Raw genomic sequence first — 13,905 nt, forward strand, 5'->3', positions numbered from 1 at the left:
TACAACAATGAACGACTCATCATTGATTGATTTTTCCACGTGAAAGCATTACATTTATACCATCCGATATCTTTTCGGCAAAGGAGCTTTCACATGATGACACTGCAATTCATCCTAACGATCATTATTGTGCTTTCCCTCGTTGCTTCAGTCTACTACAGCACGACGGCCAGAAGCAGAAAGACGGTCAAAGAACAAGGGATCAGTATTGCTAGAATGAATATCGCGATGGGCATGATGCTCGTTTCCTTCGCGGTTGTTCAAATTTTTCTGTTCGGTGGTTCAGCCGTCCGATACATTGTTGGATTTGCTTTTCTTATTCTCGGTTTGGTTAATATTTATGGCGGAACGAAAAATTACCGCGTGTATGCCAAGCTTCCGGACGAAACAAATCTGTCAGAAAAAACAAAATAGGCTTCCCTCACTTGAATTAGAAAAACGCCTGACGGCGTCCTTTCGTTCGAGCATGAGTTGAGTCATACGAGCATAGGATATGTGGGTTATATCTCCGGCATTTTCCACACCTTCTGTTCTACGATAGAGAATGCGGCAGCAGATCCTTAGGGATTCTGCTGCCGCATCTCTTTACCAGCCCTGTTCAATCACGTGCGCCGTCAGCAGTGCTTTCGCCGCCATCTGGCCTTGATTGGCAATTTCTACTTCGACCTTCCCAAATTTTCGGCTCAGCTCAATAATTCTCGGTTTGATCACAATCTGGCTTTCGATTTGCAGCGGTCTTAAGAAATAAAGCGAGATATTGTCAAATACGAGATCCCCTTGTTTTTGGTCCTTGATGGAATGATATGCGGCCTTCGTAATGCATAACGTCAGCACGCCTTCGGATACAGTGCCCAGCTGACTAGTCATCTGCGGAGTCATCATGCCGATGAATTCTAATGCCCCTTCCGCATCCCTGCTTTCTTGAAAAGAAGACCATATTTCATTCTCGTACGTTTCGCCTAAATGCGGCTGATTGTGGCTCATCTGCAGCGCCTTCAGCACTTCTGGACGACTGATGACACTGAGCAGCTTTCGATGATGATCAACGACAGGAACGAGATCAATCCCTTCCCATACCATTAAATGCGCTGCGGAAGCGATCGAGGTGGTTGACGTGACCGTCAACGGATTACGAGTCATGAGCTTTTCGACCGACTGCTCTGGTGCGCTGCTCGTTACATCCTTCGCCGTTATCACACCTACAACTCTTCCCCAATCATCAATGACCGGAAACCGCTCGTAGCCGGCCGATTGTGAAGCATTCCAGTAATCCTGCACCGTATGTCCTGTTTTTAGCACTTGAATCGATTCTCTAGGCGGCATAACGTCCTCAACCAGCATGATCTTTTTCTTTATAATCCGATCATACATCGCCCGGTTAATCATCGATGCGATCGTAAACGTATCGTATTTGGACGAAATGACCGGCATCTCCGTCTGATCTGCCAGTTCTCTTGCTTCCAAGCTAATATCGAACCCACCGGTAACGAGCACTCCAGCTCCTTGCTCCAATGCTTTCATCTGCGCATTTTCACGATTACCTACCAGCAGCAAACTGCCCGGGTGGATATATTCAAGCATATTCTCCAATTTCATGGCGCCGATCACAAATTTATTCAGCGTCTTGTCCAAACCTCCGGCTCCGCCCAACACTTTGCCGTCCACAATATCGACCACCTCATGAAAGGTCAACTGATCCAAAAACCGCTGAGGCTTTTCTATCCGAATCGTGCCGATCCGTTCCTTCGTACTGACAATGCCGATATTTTCTGCTTCTTTGATCGCTCGATAAGCGGTGCCTTCGCTGACCTCCATCTCCTTAGCGATTTGCCTGACGGATATTTTTTGTCCGATCTTCAAGCTCTCTATGTATTTAATGATTTGCTCATGTTTTGTCATTTGCTGGTTAAACCTCTCCAACTGTTACACCTCTCCGCATCAAAACTGTATCTATCTGTATTATATATTATTATACTGCACTTTAATACACGGAACAAATCCACGAGAGGCGGCAGTAAGCGAAAATCATATCATTTTTCATGAAAACTTCATATTATATCGTACTCAACGCCGGATGTACATAACATTTCACGGAGTTTAAAACGCCCTATACACCATATGCATTCATCTAGTACCCTAATAGGTGAAATTGATACGGGAGGAACCTCTATGAGTGCAGATTTTCCGTCATCACGTGAATTTAAAGCATTTTTAAAAATCGCCATCCAATCAGCATTGTTCGAACATCGGAATGAGCTTGACCAGTTATGGAATGAACAAAGGCCAGAGCTGTTAGAGGAGCTGACCGATGAGATTTTGGGCAAAGCTGTAAACTTAGAAAAAATAACGAACGAAGTCATGAACCAATTTTCAGCAGTGCAGGAATAGATGTGAATACGTTCTTCAGTAGTAAAAAAAGCCCGAGACTTCAATCTCGGGCTTTTTGTTACATCATTTTTCTTTTTTGTCCGGTCATCCATTGCTGCTGCTGCCATTTCCGCATGCGGCGAATACGAGCAAGCTCCTTTTGCTTTGCCTCATCCACATGCAAGAGTCGATGAAGATGGGCAGCCAATATGATGAGCGCAAATGCAAGCCATGCGATGGCAAATAGAGTTGGGAGAGACGCTCCCTCACCCACCCGCAGCTTAGGAAGTGCATATAATCCCATAGCGACGACCGCTATCATTCCTATATAGTTCCATGTCTTTCCTTGCCTGCTCATGGTCATTCACTCCTTGTGCCTGTTTGTACCATGTTATGCAGACAACCCTTCGCATATGCCTAGTCCTTCATCCCCACGGCTTGCTCGAACGACTCTGAAACGATGCGCTGTATATCCTGCATCATCACCTGCGCTCTCTGTTCGGCCTGGAACAACGCCGCAATCAAGGCATTCTGATTAATCTCCTCATACTTCTCCTGAATGCTCTGCATCTCCTCATCCGACGGCAGCTCTCCATCCGTATAACTTTCCTGCAGCTCTTGCTGCTGCTGCTGAAATTCCTCCAGCATTCGCCGTGCATCCGGATCGGCACCGACCGATTTTACAGCATCAGCCAGCTGTTTCAATTCACTGCTTTCCTGCAGCGCCTTTCCCAATGCATAAGCATGATCATAAACATTCATAAACATATCCTCCTCATAAATTCTCCCCATTTGATCCGTTCCCGCATGTTCTGCCTTATCTCCAAAACATAAACAGCAACGATTGCAATAATCCGATCACTCCGCCTAATACAGCACCCAGCCACGTAATCGCTCGAAACTCTTTACCGGACAATTCTAGAAGTATGTACTCGAGACGCTCCACGGGAAATTTCCTTACTTCCTTGGAAACGAGTTTAGGCAGTTCCAGTGCTGATATCAAGACATCGGTTTTTTCCGAAAGCATGTCTAATAAACGCTCGACCAATCGAGGGATGTAGCTTTTGAACGTTTCGTATACTGGTTCTGCCATCGTATGAATAGGCGTATCGAACCAGCGTTCCACCCATCCGTTTGTTTCGATCCACGCTTTTGCTTTTTCACTCAGCGCATGCGAGATTTGCTCTGCGGCAGGATGCTGGAAGAGTTCACGGATTTGCATTTCCGACAGTCGATCCATCTGCTTTAGAATAAAATTTTTCATCATGAACTGAATATCTGGCGCATTCAATTGGTCGACGACAGACTGACGAATCTTTGCAGAAATCCGTTCCGCATCCATAAACATTCCCGCGAGCGCACCGAGAAAACCGCCCGATTGTTCCAGTATTCTGCTGGTCATTTGCCGAAACAGGAAATCCCCTTTAGGCGAAGCAAGCTCCGTCTTTAATGCTTCCGATAGCTTCACAGCCAGTTTACTGGCCCATTCGTCCTTCATTTCCAGCATCTGCTCCGGGATCCAGTCCTTGATGACCGCTTCTGTCAGCTTCCCCTGATGCAGTACCCGTTCCTCGATACGGTCGATGCCTTTTGCAAGCAGCAAGGCGATGGAGCGCTCCACCATTCGAATTTGCTCCTCGGTCCAAAACTGTCCACACCATTCTCGTACGGTTAGGGGGGACTTTGCTGTTCGAGCGGCGATCTCATCCAGCTTCGCCGAGATCTTTCCTCTAAATTCCGGCTCTCTCGTTAAATCCCGAATCCCGCTCGAGGTCACCAAATAATCGCCCACCACATGTCCAAGCGCCTGCGCAATTTCCTCTTTTCTTTTCGGAATAAGACCTGGAGTGAAAGGAAGCTTCTTTCCCCACAGATAGATCGGCTTTCTCGGACGAAACAGCATCCGAATCGCCAAATAGTTCGTAAAGCCGCCAATTGCCGCGGCAATCGCCATACTGATGATAATGATCCAAAAGTAACTCATCATACCCTCCGTTCTTGCCATTAGGATTATTCACCAAGCCTTTTAGGCCTTCATATGATGGAGTAGTGTTTTATGATTAAGTCTGCGCTGGAAGGGAGTTGAAATGATAATGTCAAAAAAGTGGACCGTTCATATCTTGAACGCAGGCCAACTTTACGGGCAGCAGATGATCCGGCTTAATCCGGCGACCGTAAAGGCACTGAAGCTGCCCGACACCCTCAGTTTACACTTTGGTTCCCAGAAACATACTGTTCAGATTCACAGTACTCCCAAACAGACAGGAATCGGGATTCCCGCCAGCCTTGCTTCACAGCTTGGATTAAAACAAGGCATGACCGTCTGCGGCAAATATAAGGCACGTACCAATTCACTTCACATCGGCCCTTTGATTGCCGTGATGATGAGCAGAACTTACGCCGCTGAAGGCCAGCCTTTCGCATCTAACACCGCATTCTGCGAGGAACTGAGCGAAGCGATTCGCATGAGGGGCGGTGTTGTTTATTTCATCACGCCCAGCAACATCGAAAAACGCAGTCATTCGATTCAAGCTAAATTTTATCAGAACGGCTGGAAAAGCGGAACCTTTCCTCTCCCTGATGCAGTCTACAATCGATTAACCTCGCGCAGATATGAAGGAATGCGTGCCGTTAAGCAGTTTATCCATGAAACAAAACAGCGCGGTTTTCACGTGTTTAACGAAAAATATCTGGATAAGACCGAAGTATTTTCAACACTGTACAAGGATGCGTTAGTCCACAAATATATGCCAGAATCTCATTTATTCAAAAATTTTACGATGCTTAAACATATGCTTTCTCGGCATCGAACCGTCTATTTAAAGCCGATCAGCGGCAGCTTAGGCAAAGGAATCATCCGAATTACAAAGGCTTCAGCCAATAAATACGTGTGTCATACCTCTTCAGTCAATCGGGCGAGCCGAACGGAATATGTTCGGTTGACGAAATGCTTCGCAGCGATCGCCGGAAAACTGAAAAGCCGGAAATACCAAATTCAGCAAGGAATCTCATTGATCACCGTGGGTGGCCGTCCGGTCGATTTCAGAGCCTTGGTCCAAAAAAATAACACTGGCAAATGGCGTGTCATCTCCATCGTCGCTCGAATAGCCGGCAGTGACCATGTTGTGTCGAATTTAGCCAGAGGCGGAACGCTCAGCAAGGTCACATACGCACTCAGCCACTCCAACCTTCCATCCTCGTTGATAGCTCGGGTTTCATCGGGCTTAAAGCAGGCGGCTGTAGACATATCAGCTTCCCTTGAAAAGCACCTTGAAGAACATTTTGCCGAATTCGGGGTCGATCTCGGCGTAGACACTTCGGGAAAGGTTTGGCTGATTGAAGTCAATTCCAAGCCGTCTAAGAATGAAGGCACGCAGCTGTCCGAAAATCGAATACGACCCTCCGTTCGGAAAATGGTGCAGTACATCCACTTTATCAGCGGCTATTAAGGAGTTCTCCCATGAACAAAACGGCTTGGATCGGTATTTTGGTAGCCGAAAATCCGGCTGTGCATCGGATACCGGAGAGAAGTTATTACGAACAGCTGTCACTTGCCGCTGCATCGGAAAAGGTGGCCATTTATGTGTTTTCACCGGATCAGGTAAATTGGTCATCCAAGGTAGTGCAGGGGGTGACATATACTGTTTCCACTAAAAAGTGGAACGAAACCCGATGTCCTATACCCCATTTCATATATGACCGTTCTTTTTTTACAAATAAAGCCCAGCTGACTAAATACCATCAATTCATCCGCACGTATGAGCAAAACAGATCCGGACGCATCTTAAATCATCGCCTAGGCAGCAAATGGCACGTGTGGAATACACTGATGCGAAAGACAGAACTGCACTGCGCATTGCCTGCAACCATGCTTATACGGTCGACTCAGGACGTTCTAGACTGGTTCACGAACAACGACCAGGCTTTCATCAAACCGAATGCCGGTACGCATGGTATCGGAACCGCCTACATCCGAAAAGACGGCAAGAACCGTTTTCACATCATCGGTCGAAACCTGAAAAATGAAAAATATACACTTGATTGTCCCGACCTTCATACTTTTAACGGGTGGCTGAAAACGACGCTAAGGGAGCGAAATTATTTGCTCCAGCCCTATTTGCAATTATGCGGACAACAGGGGCAGCCGTTCGACATCCGAGTACTCATGCAAAAAAATGAGAAAGGTGAGTGGACGTTGACCGGCAAAGCGGTACGCAGCGGAACGTCTGGCACGATGACTTCTAACCTTCACGGCGGTGGGACTGCGGCGGATGCACGTCATTTTTTGTCTCAAATATATCCCCATCGTGCCGCACGTGAAATCCAGCAGCAAATCGACGATTTAGCCTTCATCGTCTGCTCCTGCATTGAACAGAACTATGGAAGAATGCTGGAGTTGGGAATCGACTTCGGAGTGGAGCCTAGCGGCAAAGTATGGCTGATTGAAATCAATTCAAAACCGGGACGAAACGCATTCAGGCAAGCTGGCCTGCCATATGCTGAACGCCAAGCGATACTTAACCCGATCCGTTACATCCGCTATTTGTTTGAACAGTCAATAGGAGGGTAGCAACTCATGGTTTTTTCTAAGTGTACGCTTAAGTTTTCGAGTAAAGCTTCAAATACCATTTACTTGACCCCATCTCTTCGAAAGCAGTTGCGGATCGCTTCCAGAAACGTCACCTTGCGCTTTGGCCAAAAGTCTGTCAGCGTGCAAGTCAGAGGACTCCGACGTACAGGAAGCCAACTGATAGTTCCACTTTCAATAAAAAATGCCCTTTACATTCCTACGGGGGGAAGCTGCTCAATCGAAGCGAATCGAGGGGAGATTCAACTCGGTCCCATCATTGGAATCATGACAGGAATCACCAAAGACCCAAACCGGCCATTCGGAAACCGAACGGACTATATTAAACAGCTGCTAAACATGGGCGGCAAAAAGGCGTATACGTACGCATTCTCCCCTCGGAGCATTGATTGGAATCAGGGCACAGTCGTCGGATATTTCTTGAATCCGTCCGGCGGCTTCGTTCGCCGAAAAGTATCGCTGCCAAACGTCATATATAACCGGTTGCCCAGCCGCTCCGCCGAAAAATCACCGGAATTGAATCATTTGAAGGAAAGATTGGTTCGTAAACGCATTCCGTTATTCAATTGGAGCTTCTTTGACAAATGGGACGTATATCATATGCTGGAAGGAACGAGCGAGTATAAAAAATATGTGCCGGAATCAGCCATCGATCCTTCTCCCGATAAAATCAAGCAAATGCTGGAAAAACATCAATTTCTATATTTGAAACCCACCTCCGGAAGTTTAGGGATCGGCATATATCGAATTACGTACAGTCCGAAAAAAGGATATTACGTCCGCTATCGAAAAAATGGAAAAAATGTACTGCTCCGCATCCAATCCTTCCCCGATTTGATGCGAATGCTTGGTCACCGCAGAGGCCGATTGTCAAAATACGTCGCACAGCAGGGCATTAGGCTCATCGAGATTGACCGCTGTCCCATCGATTTTCGTTTCCATATGGTGAAAAATGGTCAAGGCAACTGGGTTGTTGCTGCGATTGGGGCCAAAAAAGCCGGCAGAGGCAGCGTGACCACTCATCTTCGCACAGGCGGGCATTTAATGACTCCTCTTCAAGCGCTAAATCAAGTGTATTCGCCGGAGCAATCCAGAAGAATACTGGAACAAGCGAAGGAAGCCTCCGTACGATTGGCGGAATCGATTGAACAGAACTACCATCATATGCTTGGAGAGCTTGGATTCGATATCGGTATTGACCAAAGAGGGAACATCTGGATGTTTGAGGCGAATGCCAAACCGGGACGTTCGATATTTAAGCACCCCGCCTTAAAGGATTCTGGCCGCTCTACGATCTCGCAGCTCATCGACTACTGCGTTTATTTGTCCCCTTTTGCCTCAGGAAGGGGAGATCGATAGATGGAGCTTCATAATCAATCGGCTGCTCGCCCGCTGCTAGGTATCGTGACAACACCGGCGAGCAAAAGAATCTTTCGAGGAAACCTGCAAAATTTCGAAGAGATCATTAGAACAGGTAACCGGATGGGCTACTCCGCTTATGTCATTACGATCGACAAGCTGCGATTGGATCAGGAGAAAATCCAAGCTTATTCATATATACTGAAACGAAAAACTTGGAAAACCGTAAAAATCCCCTTGCCTTATGTACTATACAATCGTGTTCCCTACCGAAAACATGAAGAGATGACTCACGTACGAAGCAAGCTGGATGAATGCCTGAAGCAGCCGCACACGAAGATGTATAATCCATCCTTCTTCTATAAATCCTCCCTGATGGATTGGCTGCTGGCAAGCAAGCTCACCAAACCGTATGTTCCTCAAACCGTTCGCTACAATGAAAAAATGGATCTTAGAAAATACGTCTCCAAGCATGGAACGATTTATCTTAAACCTGAGAAGGGCAAAGCAGGAAGCGGCATTATGCGGCTTCAGAAAGCAAGTTCAAATAAAGGCTACCTTCTTCATATCCAAGAGAAAAAGCAAACACAATTCTATAAGCTGAGCAGTTGGTCGCAAGTTAAGGATACGCTGAATGAGTATATCAAAGAAAAAGCTTATATTGTGCAGCAAGGGATCGAGCTCGCCAAATACAAATCCCGCCCTTTCGACCTCAGAGTATTGGTTCAGAAAAACGGAAAGGGGCTTTGGACGGTTACCGGAATAGGCGCAAGAATTGCAGGGGAAGCCAGCATTACGACACATGTGCCAAGAGGCGGCTCCATCGGAAAGCCCATACAATTACTTCAGGCCAGCTTTGGGAAGGCGGCTACCAAGAAAATATTAATTAAAGTGAAAAAGACGAGTGTGTTCATCGCCAAACAAATCGAGAAGGCATCGGGACATCGTCTAGGTGAGATGTCGATGGACTTAGGGATTGACCGAAATGAAAATTTGTGGTTTTTCGAGGCGAATTCCAAGCCAATGAAATTTGATGAGAAGGAAATTCGAAATAAATCACTGGAGCAGCTGTTTCAATACAGCAGCTACCTGGCCCGAAAAATCGAAGCAAATCGGAGCGGTTCACATGCGATGGCTGGAAGCTAAACGTGAAGATGTTGAACGCTGGAAAAAGAGATGGCTGCATTTTATCGTACGCCATGGCAATCGACGGATCACCTCGGAAGCAATCCAGTGGGTCATCCATCTGGATCCGCTCGAGCTTGAGGCGCCGGGAACTCGCGTGCTGCTGGCGCTAGAGGATGAAACATTGATAGGACTATGTGGAGTAAAGGAATACGGGAAGTCGATTTGTTTTATTGTGGTCCATTCCGATTACCGTGGACAAAATATTGGCAGACAGCTGCTGCGTGCCCAAATCAAGAAATTAACGAGATTGGAGTGCAAGGTAGCATTGGACAATTCCGCCAGCCTGCGCATGTGCCATTCGGCGGGAATGTCCGCAGTTGGATATTATCAGGGAACGAAACAGCAACCTATCGTTCATTTAAAGACGAAGGTCGGTGGCATGACGGGGTGAACGAAATATGACGAGCAAGCCCGTATTGGGCATCATGGCATTATATTGGAATGACCAAAAGCAATTGGAAGAAATCCGCTACTTCAAACAGCTCAGTGTACTTGGCAGAGAGCTGGGACTGTCCGTCATTGTATTCACACCAGAGGATGTAGATCACAGCAGAATGCAAATTCGGTCGCTGATATATGATGTTAGACAAGGCCTATGGATCCGTAAGTGGACTCCTTTTCCCGATGTTATTTTCGATCGCTGCAGATATCAACCCAACAAACGCTTTGAGATGCTGCGCAAATTCCGAGCGAAGTATCCTCATCTCACTTACTTAAATCGTCCGCTCGCCAACAAGTGGATCATTCATGAGCTATTCTCCGATGACTCTGTTTTATCCGGGTACCTGCCTGACACGAAATATTATTCCGACTTTTCAGTGCTTTCCCGTATGCTCCAAAAGCACAAGACGGTTTACTTCAAACCCATTAACGGTACCGGAGGAAGAGGGATATTAAAGATCAGAGGGTTAGGCAGTAAATATGTAGTACAAGGAAGGAATCATCGCCGAACGATTATCCGGAAGCAAGTCTTAACCAAACCAAGCCTCAACCTGCTCATGAACCGGCTGCTTACCGCTAGAAAATACGTCGTACAGCAAGGGATACAGATCGAGCTGAAGGACGGAAGGGTTCATGATTTTCGAATTCTGATTCAAAAGAACAGCAAAGGCGATTGGGAATATACAGGCGGAGCTTGCAGAATCGGACCGGTACAAAGCATTACCTCCAATCTGCACGGCGGAGGAAGAGCGATACGTATGGACAGCATGCTGCTGAGGAGATTTCCAAAGGAAACAGCCGAAAAAATCAAAGATTCGGTAGAGGCGCTGTCCCTGCAGGCTGTACATGTACTGGAAAAGAAATACGGCCAGCTCTGTGAGCTGGCACTGGATATCGCCATTGACCGCCATGGCAAAGTTTATCTACTGGAAATTAATCCGAAGCCGGCAAGAGAGGTATTCCGGAGAATCGGGGACAAAGAAGCTTACCGTAGAGCTTTACTCAGACCGCTGGAATATGCACTGCATGTGTATCAAAGCAAGCATGCGAATCAAACAGCTGACAAGAAGGACAATGCCAGTTAACGCCTGCTCTTTCACAGCTAGGGTAGGTTTGCTTTAGTCGAGTTAACATTTCTAAAATGGTGCAAAAAAAGGAGTGGACCCCCAAGCGTCCACTCCTTTTTCTGTATTGTTAAGCGTACAGCTCAAGAAGCTGAGAGAATCGGTTGATCATTACCGAAGCGTTCGTCAGCTCCGTATCCTTGCCAAACCCAGCATATCCGCAGCCAACGACAGGCAGCCCGTTTTTCAGCCCTGCTTCTACATCCGAGGAGCGATCCCCTACCATCCATGCCGATTCAATTTGATGACGGCTCAGCAACTGCTCAACCAGCTGTACCTTGGAGCTTGTCCTATATTCTCCGGCACTGTATAACCCTTCAAATAAAGGCTCCAGCTCCTTATATTTGACAACGCCCTTCACGTAGCCTTCCAGTCCGTTGCTGGCAACGAACAAGCGAATCCCTTCCGCTTTCAACTGGCTCAGCACAGTTTTTACCTCTGGATAAAGTTCCCCTTCCCCCTGCTTCAAGCCGTCGATCTGAAACTGCAGCAGCCGCTGATCTGCCTGCTGTACCAATTCCTTTGAAGCACCGGGAATCACCTGCTGCCAAATATGTTCTAGCAAATTGCCTAGAGCACCGATCATAATATCTACTGGAGGTGTATCTCCTTGATACAGTCCATCCTGTTTCAAGCTTTCAAACGTTCGTTCATACGCCGGGACAAGCAGTGTCTCCGTTTGAAACAGTGTCCCATCGAGGTCGAAGATCATTGCTTGCGGTTTCTCCCATTTCGAAGGCAACTCCAATCACTTCCTCTCTTATTTGCTAATATGAAACCATGTAGGGAAGCGATTGTCAACTGTATCCCTGGCTTGGAAGACAGACAAATATGATTTTGATTTTTTTGCATTATTTGGAATATTCGAACTAGACAGGAATATATTTATGAATAGAATAGAGTATTCTTCCATGAAATCGATTTCCCGAGACCACATCCTGATAAGGGGGTGATGATCATGGAAGTGCATGATGCGCTGTCTCTCATGATCGGCTTCGGGATGTTTACTCTAACCCTATTAGGTTACCTCAAAAAGAAGTAATCGTGCCGGGTAGAGATTTCATGCATAGCTTTACTCAGGAAATCGATGATGGACCGGATCCTTTATTCTCCAAGACTGCAGGCCCCATCCCTGCGGTCTTTTTATTGCGTTAAATTTCAGACCCAATACTGTTTATATGCCGGTGATGAGTTCTTCATGACAGTTCATTTGAAAAAAAACGATCAAAAAGGTTGGATCTAATCCTCCTAACCCCGTACCACCTGACTGCCAAGGACCTTTATTGCGTCAATTGCCTTTACGAAGATGGGTGAAATAATCGATCGCTTCCTTCTTCACTTGCTCCTCACTGCTCCACGGGAAGGATTCAAAAATTTTTACTTGCTCCCCCGCTTCGTCTTTCAAAATCGTGCTTACGAACGTGTTCGCCTCTTCATCCGCCTCAATGACAAGTGTATATTCCGGATATTTAGGCATTTTCTCCTTCGTCATTACTTTCATTGCACTTACATCCTTCCTGTTTTTCATCGTATTCATTATAGCACGGAAATGACTTTTACAGTTTTCAAGGTTCGATGCCAAAACGAAATGAATCTTTTGTAGGCTGTTGTCATACAGTATATGGATGATGTTTTAAACCTGCTGTAAAGGAGTGAGACGAATGCACACCAACGAGAAATTTTATGAGCCCTTTATCGGCCCTTTCGATCCGTGCCCTCCCATTCGCGTAAAATCTTACATTACTCCACCTAATTTATATATCCCTTTTCAGCCTATGAATTTGCCGCAATTTTCCCCCAGCGAAGCTTTAAGAAAAGGTACCCTTTGGCCTGCACTGTTCAGCCCGTATGAAAGCAAGAAAAATCATGGGAAAGGAATGGTAAAAGGATGAAGGCTTCCATTGGACCGGAATATTATGACATGCTGCTGAAGCTTCAGGAGACCGACTTCGTTCTCGTGGAATTAAATCTGTACCTCGATACCCATCCGCACGATATGGCCGCACTGCAGCAGTATAACCGATGCGCACAGCACCGTAAGCAGCTTGCCGAGCAGTTCGAGCTAAGGTATGGACCGCTGATGCATTTCGGCCACAGCTACAGCAAGCATCCCTTCGCTTGGCCGGATACACCTTGGCCTTGGCAGGTGTAAAGCTCAAGACCACAAAGGAGGTTTTTAGCAATGTGGATTTATGAGAAAAAGCTGCAGTATCCAGTCCGGGTCAGCAAATGCGACCCGATGATGGCCAGGTACTTAATCGAACAATACGGCGGGGCGGATGGGGAACTGTCTGCCGCTCTGCGTTACTTGAATCAGCGCTATTCGATCCCTGACAAAGTCATCGGTCTGTTGACCGATATAGGAACGGAAGAATTCGCCCATCTGGAAATGATTGCCACGATGGTCTACAAGCTGACGAAGGATGCGACGCCAGAGCAGCTGAAAGCGGCGGGACTCGGAGCGCATTATGCGAATCATGATCGTGCACTTTTTTATGAGAACGCCTCTGGGGTGCCATGGAACGCTTCCTATATTCAAGCGAAAGGCGATCCGATCGCGGATCTCTATGAGGATATTGCCGCTGAAGAAAAAGCGCGCGCGACGTACCAGTGGCTCATCGATATGACGGATGATGTAGATCTGCAGGATGGGCTGAAATTTTTAAGAGAACGGGAAGTTGTTCATTCCATGCGTTTCCGTGAAGCCGTTGAGCTGCTGAAGGAGGAACGGGATCGAAAGACGATTTTCTAACTTAATGGAACGAATGCCATCCTCACCCGCCTTTACACATATATCAACATTCCAACACATATGAACAAAACAACCTTCCCGCACAT

General features: G+C 46.7%; 18 protein-coding genes. 12 read left to right on the plus strand and 6 right to left on the minus strand.

Features of this window, described 5'->3' with window-relative positions; all coding sequences use genetic code 11:
• Positions 1-93: 93 nt before the first annotated feature.
• Positions 94-414: a YtpI family protein gene (locus ACFPXP_RS00360; protein ID WP_379891344.1), complete on the plus strand. Its 321-nt coding sequence runs from the start codon at positions 94-96 to the stop codon at positions 412-414.
• Positions 415-585: 171 nt separating this feature from the next.
• Here ACFPXP_RS00360 and ACFPXP_RS00365 read toward each other — a convergent pair whose 3' ends face one another.
• A complete protein-coding gene (locus ACFPXP_RS00365; protein WP_379891346.1) occupies positions 586-1,899 on the minus strand; it encodes a DRTGG domain-containing protein in 1,314 nt (437 codons plus the stop codon).
• 270 nt (positions 1,900-2,169) lie between these two features.
• On the opposite strand from ACFPXP_RS00365, the gene ACFPXP_RS00370 reads away from it, so the two are divergent.
• Positions 2,170-2,388: a hypothetical protein gene (locus ACFPXP_RS00370; protein ID WP_379891348.1), complete on the plus strand. Its 219-nt coding sequence runs from the start codon at positions 2,170-2,172 to the stop codon at positions 2,386-2,388.
• A 58-nt stretch (positions 2,389-2,446) separates the two neighbouring features.
• On the opposite strand, the gene ACFPXP_RS00375 is transcribed toward ACFPXP_RS00370, so the two are convergent.
• The 3 genes from ACFPXP_RS00375 to ACFPXP_RS00385 are packed head-to-tail and all read right to left on the minus strand — an operon-like array spanning position 2,447 to position 4,372.
• Positions 2,447-2,725: a hypothetical protein gene (locus tag ACFPXP_RS00375; protein WP_379891350.1), complete on the minus strand. Its 279-nt coding sequence runs from the start codon at positions 2,723-2,725 to the stop codon at positions 2,447-2,449.
• A 59-nt stretch (positions 2,726-2,784) separates the two neighbouring features.
• Positions 2,785-3,129 (minus strand): YlbF family regulator, encoded by a 345-nt coding sequence (locus ACFPXP_RS00380; protein ID WP_379891352.1) that lies wholly within the window; start codon positions 3,127-3,129, stop codon positions 2,785-2,787.
• Positions 3,130-3,184: 55 nt separating this feature from the next.
• The gene (locus ACFPXP_RS00385) at positions 3,185-4,372 is read right to left on the minus strand and encodes a DUF445 family protein (RefSeq protein ID WP_379891354.1); all 1,188 of its coding nucleotides are present in this window, start codon (positions 4,370-4,372) and stop codon (positions 3,185-3,187) included.
• 88 nt (positions 4,373-4,460) lie between these two features.
• On the opposite strand from ACFPXP_RS00385, the gene ACFPXP_RS00390 reads away from it, so the two are divergent.
• The 6 genes from ACFPXP_RS00390 to ACFPXP_RS00415 are packed head-to-tail and all read left to right on the plus strand — an operon-like array spanning position 4,461 to position 11,028.
• Positions 4,461-5,816, plus strand: a complete 1,356-nt coding sequence (locus tag ACFPXP_RS00390) for a YheC/YheD family endospore coat-associated protein (protein ID WP_379891356.1) — start codon at positions 4,461-4,463, stop codon at positions 5,814-5,816.
• 11 nt (positions 5,817-5,827) lie between these two features.
• Positions 5,828-6,937, plus strand: coding sequence for a YheC/YheD family endospore coat-associated protein (locus tag ACFPXP_RS00395; protein ID WP_379891358.1), 1,110 nt, complete (start codon positions 5,828-5,830; stop codon positions 6,935-6,937).
• 6 nt (positions 6,938-6,943) lie between these two features.
• A complete protein-coding gene (locus ACFPXP_RS00400) occupies positions 6,944-8,314 on the plus strand; it encodes a YheC/YheD family endospore coat-associated protein (RefSeq protein ID WP_379891360.1) in 1,371 nt (456 codons plus the stop codon).
• Positions 8,315-9,460: a YheC/YheD family endospore coat-associated protein gene (locus ACFPXP_RS00405; protein WP_379891362.1), complete on the plus strand. Its 1,146-nt coding sequence runs from the start codon at positions 8,315-8,317 to the stop codon at positions 9,458-9,460.
• Positions 9,441-9,893, plus strand: a complete 453-nt coding sequence (locus ACFPXP_RS00410; protein WP_379891364.1) for a GNAT family N-acetyltransferase — start codon at positions 9,441-9,443, stop codon at positions 9,891-9,893. The genes ACFPXP_RS00405 and ACFPXP_RS00410 overlap by 20 nt, the downstream gene beginning before the upstream one ends.
• 7 nt (positions 9,894-9,900) lie before the next feature.
• Entirely contained in the window at positions 9,901-11,028 is a 1,128-nt protein-coding gene (locus ACFPXP_RS00415; RefSeq protein WP_379891366.1) for a YheC/YheD family endospore coat-associated protein, read from the plus strand.
• 109 nt (positions 11,029-11,137) lie between these two features.
• Here ACFPXP_RS00415 and ACFPXP_RS00420 read toward each other — a convergent pair whose 3' ends face one another.
• Complete coding sequence (locus ACFPXP_RS00420; RefSeq protein ID WP_379891492.1) at positions 11,138-11,779, minus strand: HAD family hydrolase; 642 nt, start codon at positions 11,777-11,779, stop codon at positions 11,138-11,140.
• Positions 11,780-12,025: 246 nt separating this feature from the next.
• On the opposite strand from ACFPXP_RS00420, the gene ACFPXP_RS00425 reads away from it, so the two are divergent.
• The gene (locus ACFPXP_RS00425; protein ID WP_379891494.1) at positions 12,026-12,109 is read left to right on the plus strand and encodes a putative holin-like toxin; all 84 of its coding nucleotides are present in this window, start codon (positions 12,026-12,028) and stop codon (positions 12,107-12,109) included.
• Between the two features lie 246 nt (positions 12,110-12,355).
• Here ACFPXP_RS00425 and ACFPXP_RS00430 read toward each other — a convergent pair whose 3' ends face one another.
• The gene (locus tag ACFPXP_RS00430) at positions 12,356-12,568 is read right to left on the minus strand and encodes a hypothetical protein (protein WP_379891368.1); all 213 of its coding nucleotides are present in this window, start codon (positions 12,566-12,568) and stop codon (positions 12,356-12,358) included.
• A gap of 160 nt (positions 12,569-12,728) precedes the next feature.
• On the opposite strand from ACFPXP_RS00430, the gene ACFPXP_RS00435 reads away from it, so the two are divergent.
• From ACFPXP_RS00435 to ACFPXP_RS00445, 3 genes are read left to right on the plus strand one after another with little or no spacing between them, the layout of a single operon-like run.
• Positions 12,729-12,959: a spore coat associated protein CotJA gene (locus tag ACFPXP_RS00435; RefSeq protein WP_379891370.1), complete on the plus strand. Its 231-nt coding sequence runs from the start codon at positions 12,729-12,731 to the stop codon at positions 12,957-12,959.
• On the plus strand, positions 12,956-13,219 hold the full coding sequence (locus tag ACFPXP_RS00440; RefSeq protein ID WP_379891372.1) for a spore coat protein CotJB: 264 nt from the start codon (positions 12,956-12,958) through the stop codon (positions 13,217-13,219). Before ACFPXP_RS00435 ends, ACFPXP_RS00440 begins: the two co-directional genes overlap by 4 nt.
• A 30-nt stretch (positions 13,220-13,249) precedes the next feature.
• Entirely contained in the window at positions 13,250-13,819 is a 570-nt protein-coding gene (locus tag ACFPXP_RS00445) for a manganese catalase family protein (protein WP_379891374.1), read from the plus strand.
• The last annotated feature ends 86 nt before the right edge of the window (positions 13,820-13,905 follow it).

Origin of the sequence: Marinicrinis lubricantis (genome assembly GCF_042658665.1) — a bacterium.
Classification (GTDB): domain Bacteria; phylum Bacillota; class Bacilli; order Paenibacillales; family KCTC-33676; genus Marinicrinis; species Marinicrinis lubricantis.

Excerpts from the sequence above, each read along its gene's own strand:
- ACFPXP_RS00360 (WP_379891344.1), top strand. The coding sequence starts at position 94 with ATGATGACACTGCAATTCATCCTAACGATCATTATTGTGCTTTCCCTC.
- ACFPXP_RS00365 (WP_379891346.1), bottom strand. The coding sequence starts at position 1,899 with ATGACAAAACATGAGCAAATCATTAAATACATAGAGAGCTTGAAGATC.
- ACFPXP_RS00370 (WP_379891348.1), top strand. The coding sequence starts at position 2,170 with ATGAGTGCAGATTTTCCGTCATCACGTGAATTTAAAGCATTTTTAAAA.
- ACFPXP_RS00375 (WP_379891350.1), bottom strand. The coding sequence starts at position 2,725 with ATGAGCAGGCAAGGAAAGACATGGAACTATATAGGAATGATAGCGGTC.
- ACFPXP_RS00380 (WP_379891352.1), bottom strand. The coding sequence starts at position 3,129 with ATGAATGTTTATGATCATGCTTATGCATTGGGAAAGGCGCTGCAGGAA.
- ACFPXP_RS00385 (WP_379891354.1), bottom strand. The coding sequence starts at position 4,372 with ATGGCAAGAACGGAGGGTATGATGAGTTACTTTTGGATCATTATCATC.
- ACFPXP_RS00390 (WP_379891356.1), top strand. The coding sequence starts at position 4,461 with ATGTCAAAAAAGTGGACCGTTCATATCTTGAACGCAGGCCAACTTTAC.
- ACFPXP_RS00395 (WP_379891358.1), top strand. The coding sequence starts at position 5,828 with ATGAACAAAACGGCTTGGATCGGTATTTTGGTAGCCGAAAATCCGGCT.
- ACFPXP_RS00400 (WP_379891360.1), top strand. The coding sequence starts at position 6,944 with ATGGTTTTTTCTAAGTGTACGCTTAAGTTTTCGAGTAAAGCTTCAAAT.
- ACFPXP_RS00405 (WP_379891362.1), top strand. The coding sequence starts at position 8,315 with ATGGAGCTTCATAATCAATCGGCTGCTCGCCCGCTGCTAGGTATCGTG.
- ACFPXP_RS00410 (WP_379891364.1), top strand. The coding sequence starts at position 9,441 with ATGCGATGGCTGGAAGCTAAACGTGAAGATGTTGAACGCTGGAAAAAG.
- ACFPXP_RS00415 (WP_379891366.1), top strand. The coding sequence starts at position 9,901 with ATGACGAGCAAGCCCGTATTGGGCATCATGGCATTATATTGGAATGAC.
- ACFPXP_RS00420 (WP_379891492.1), bottom strand. The coding sequence starts at position 11,779 with ATGATCTTCGACCTCGATGGGACACTGTTTCAAACGGAGACACTGCTT.
- ACFPXP_RS00425 (WP_379891494.1), top strand. The coding sequence starts at position 12,026 with ATGGAAGTGCATGATGCGCTGTCTCTCATGATCGGCTTCGGGATGTTT.
- ACFPXP_RS00430 (WP_379891368.1), bottom strand. The coding sequence starts at position 12,568 with ATGAAAGTAATGACGAAGGAGAAAATGCCTAAATATCCGGAATATACA.
- ACFPXP_RS00435 (WP_379891370.1), top strand. The coding sequence starts at position 12,729 with ATGCACACCAACGAGAAATTTTATGAGCCCTTTATCGGCCCTTTCGAT.
- ACFPXP_RS00440 (WP_379891372.1), top strand. The coding sequence starts at position 12,956 with ATGAAGGCTTCCATTGGACCGGAATATTATGACATGCTGCTGAAGCTT.
- ACFPXP_RS00445 (WP_379891374.1), top strand. The coding sequence starts at position 13,250 with ATGTGGATTTATGAGAAAAAGCTGCAGTATCCAGTCCGGGTCAGCAAA.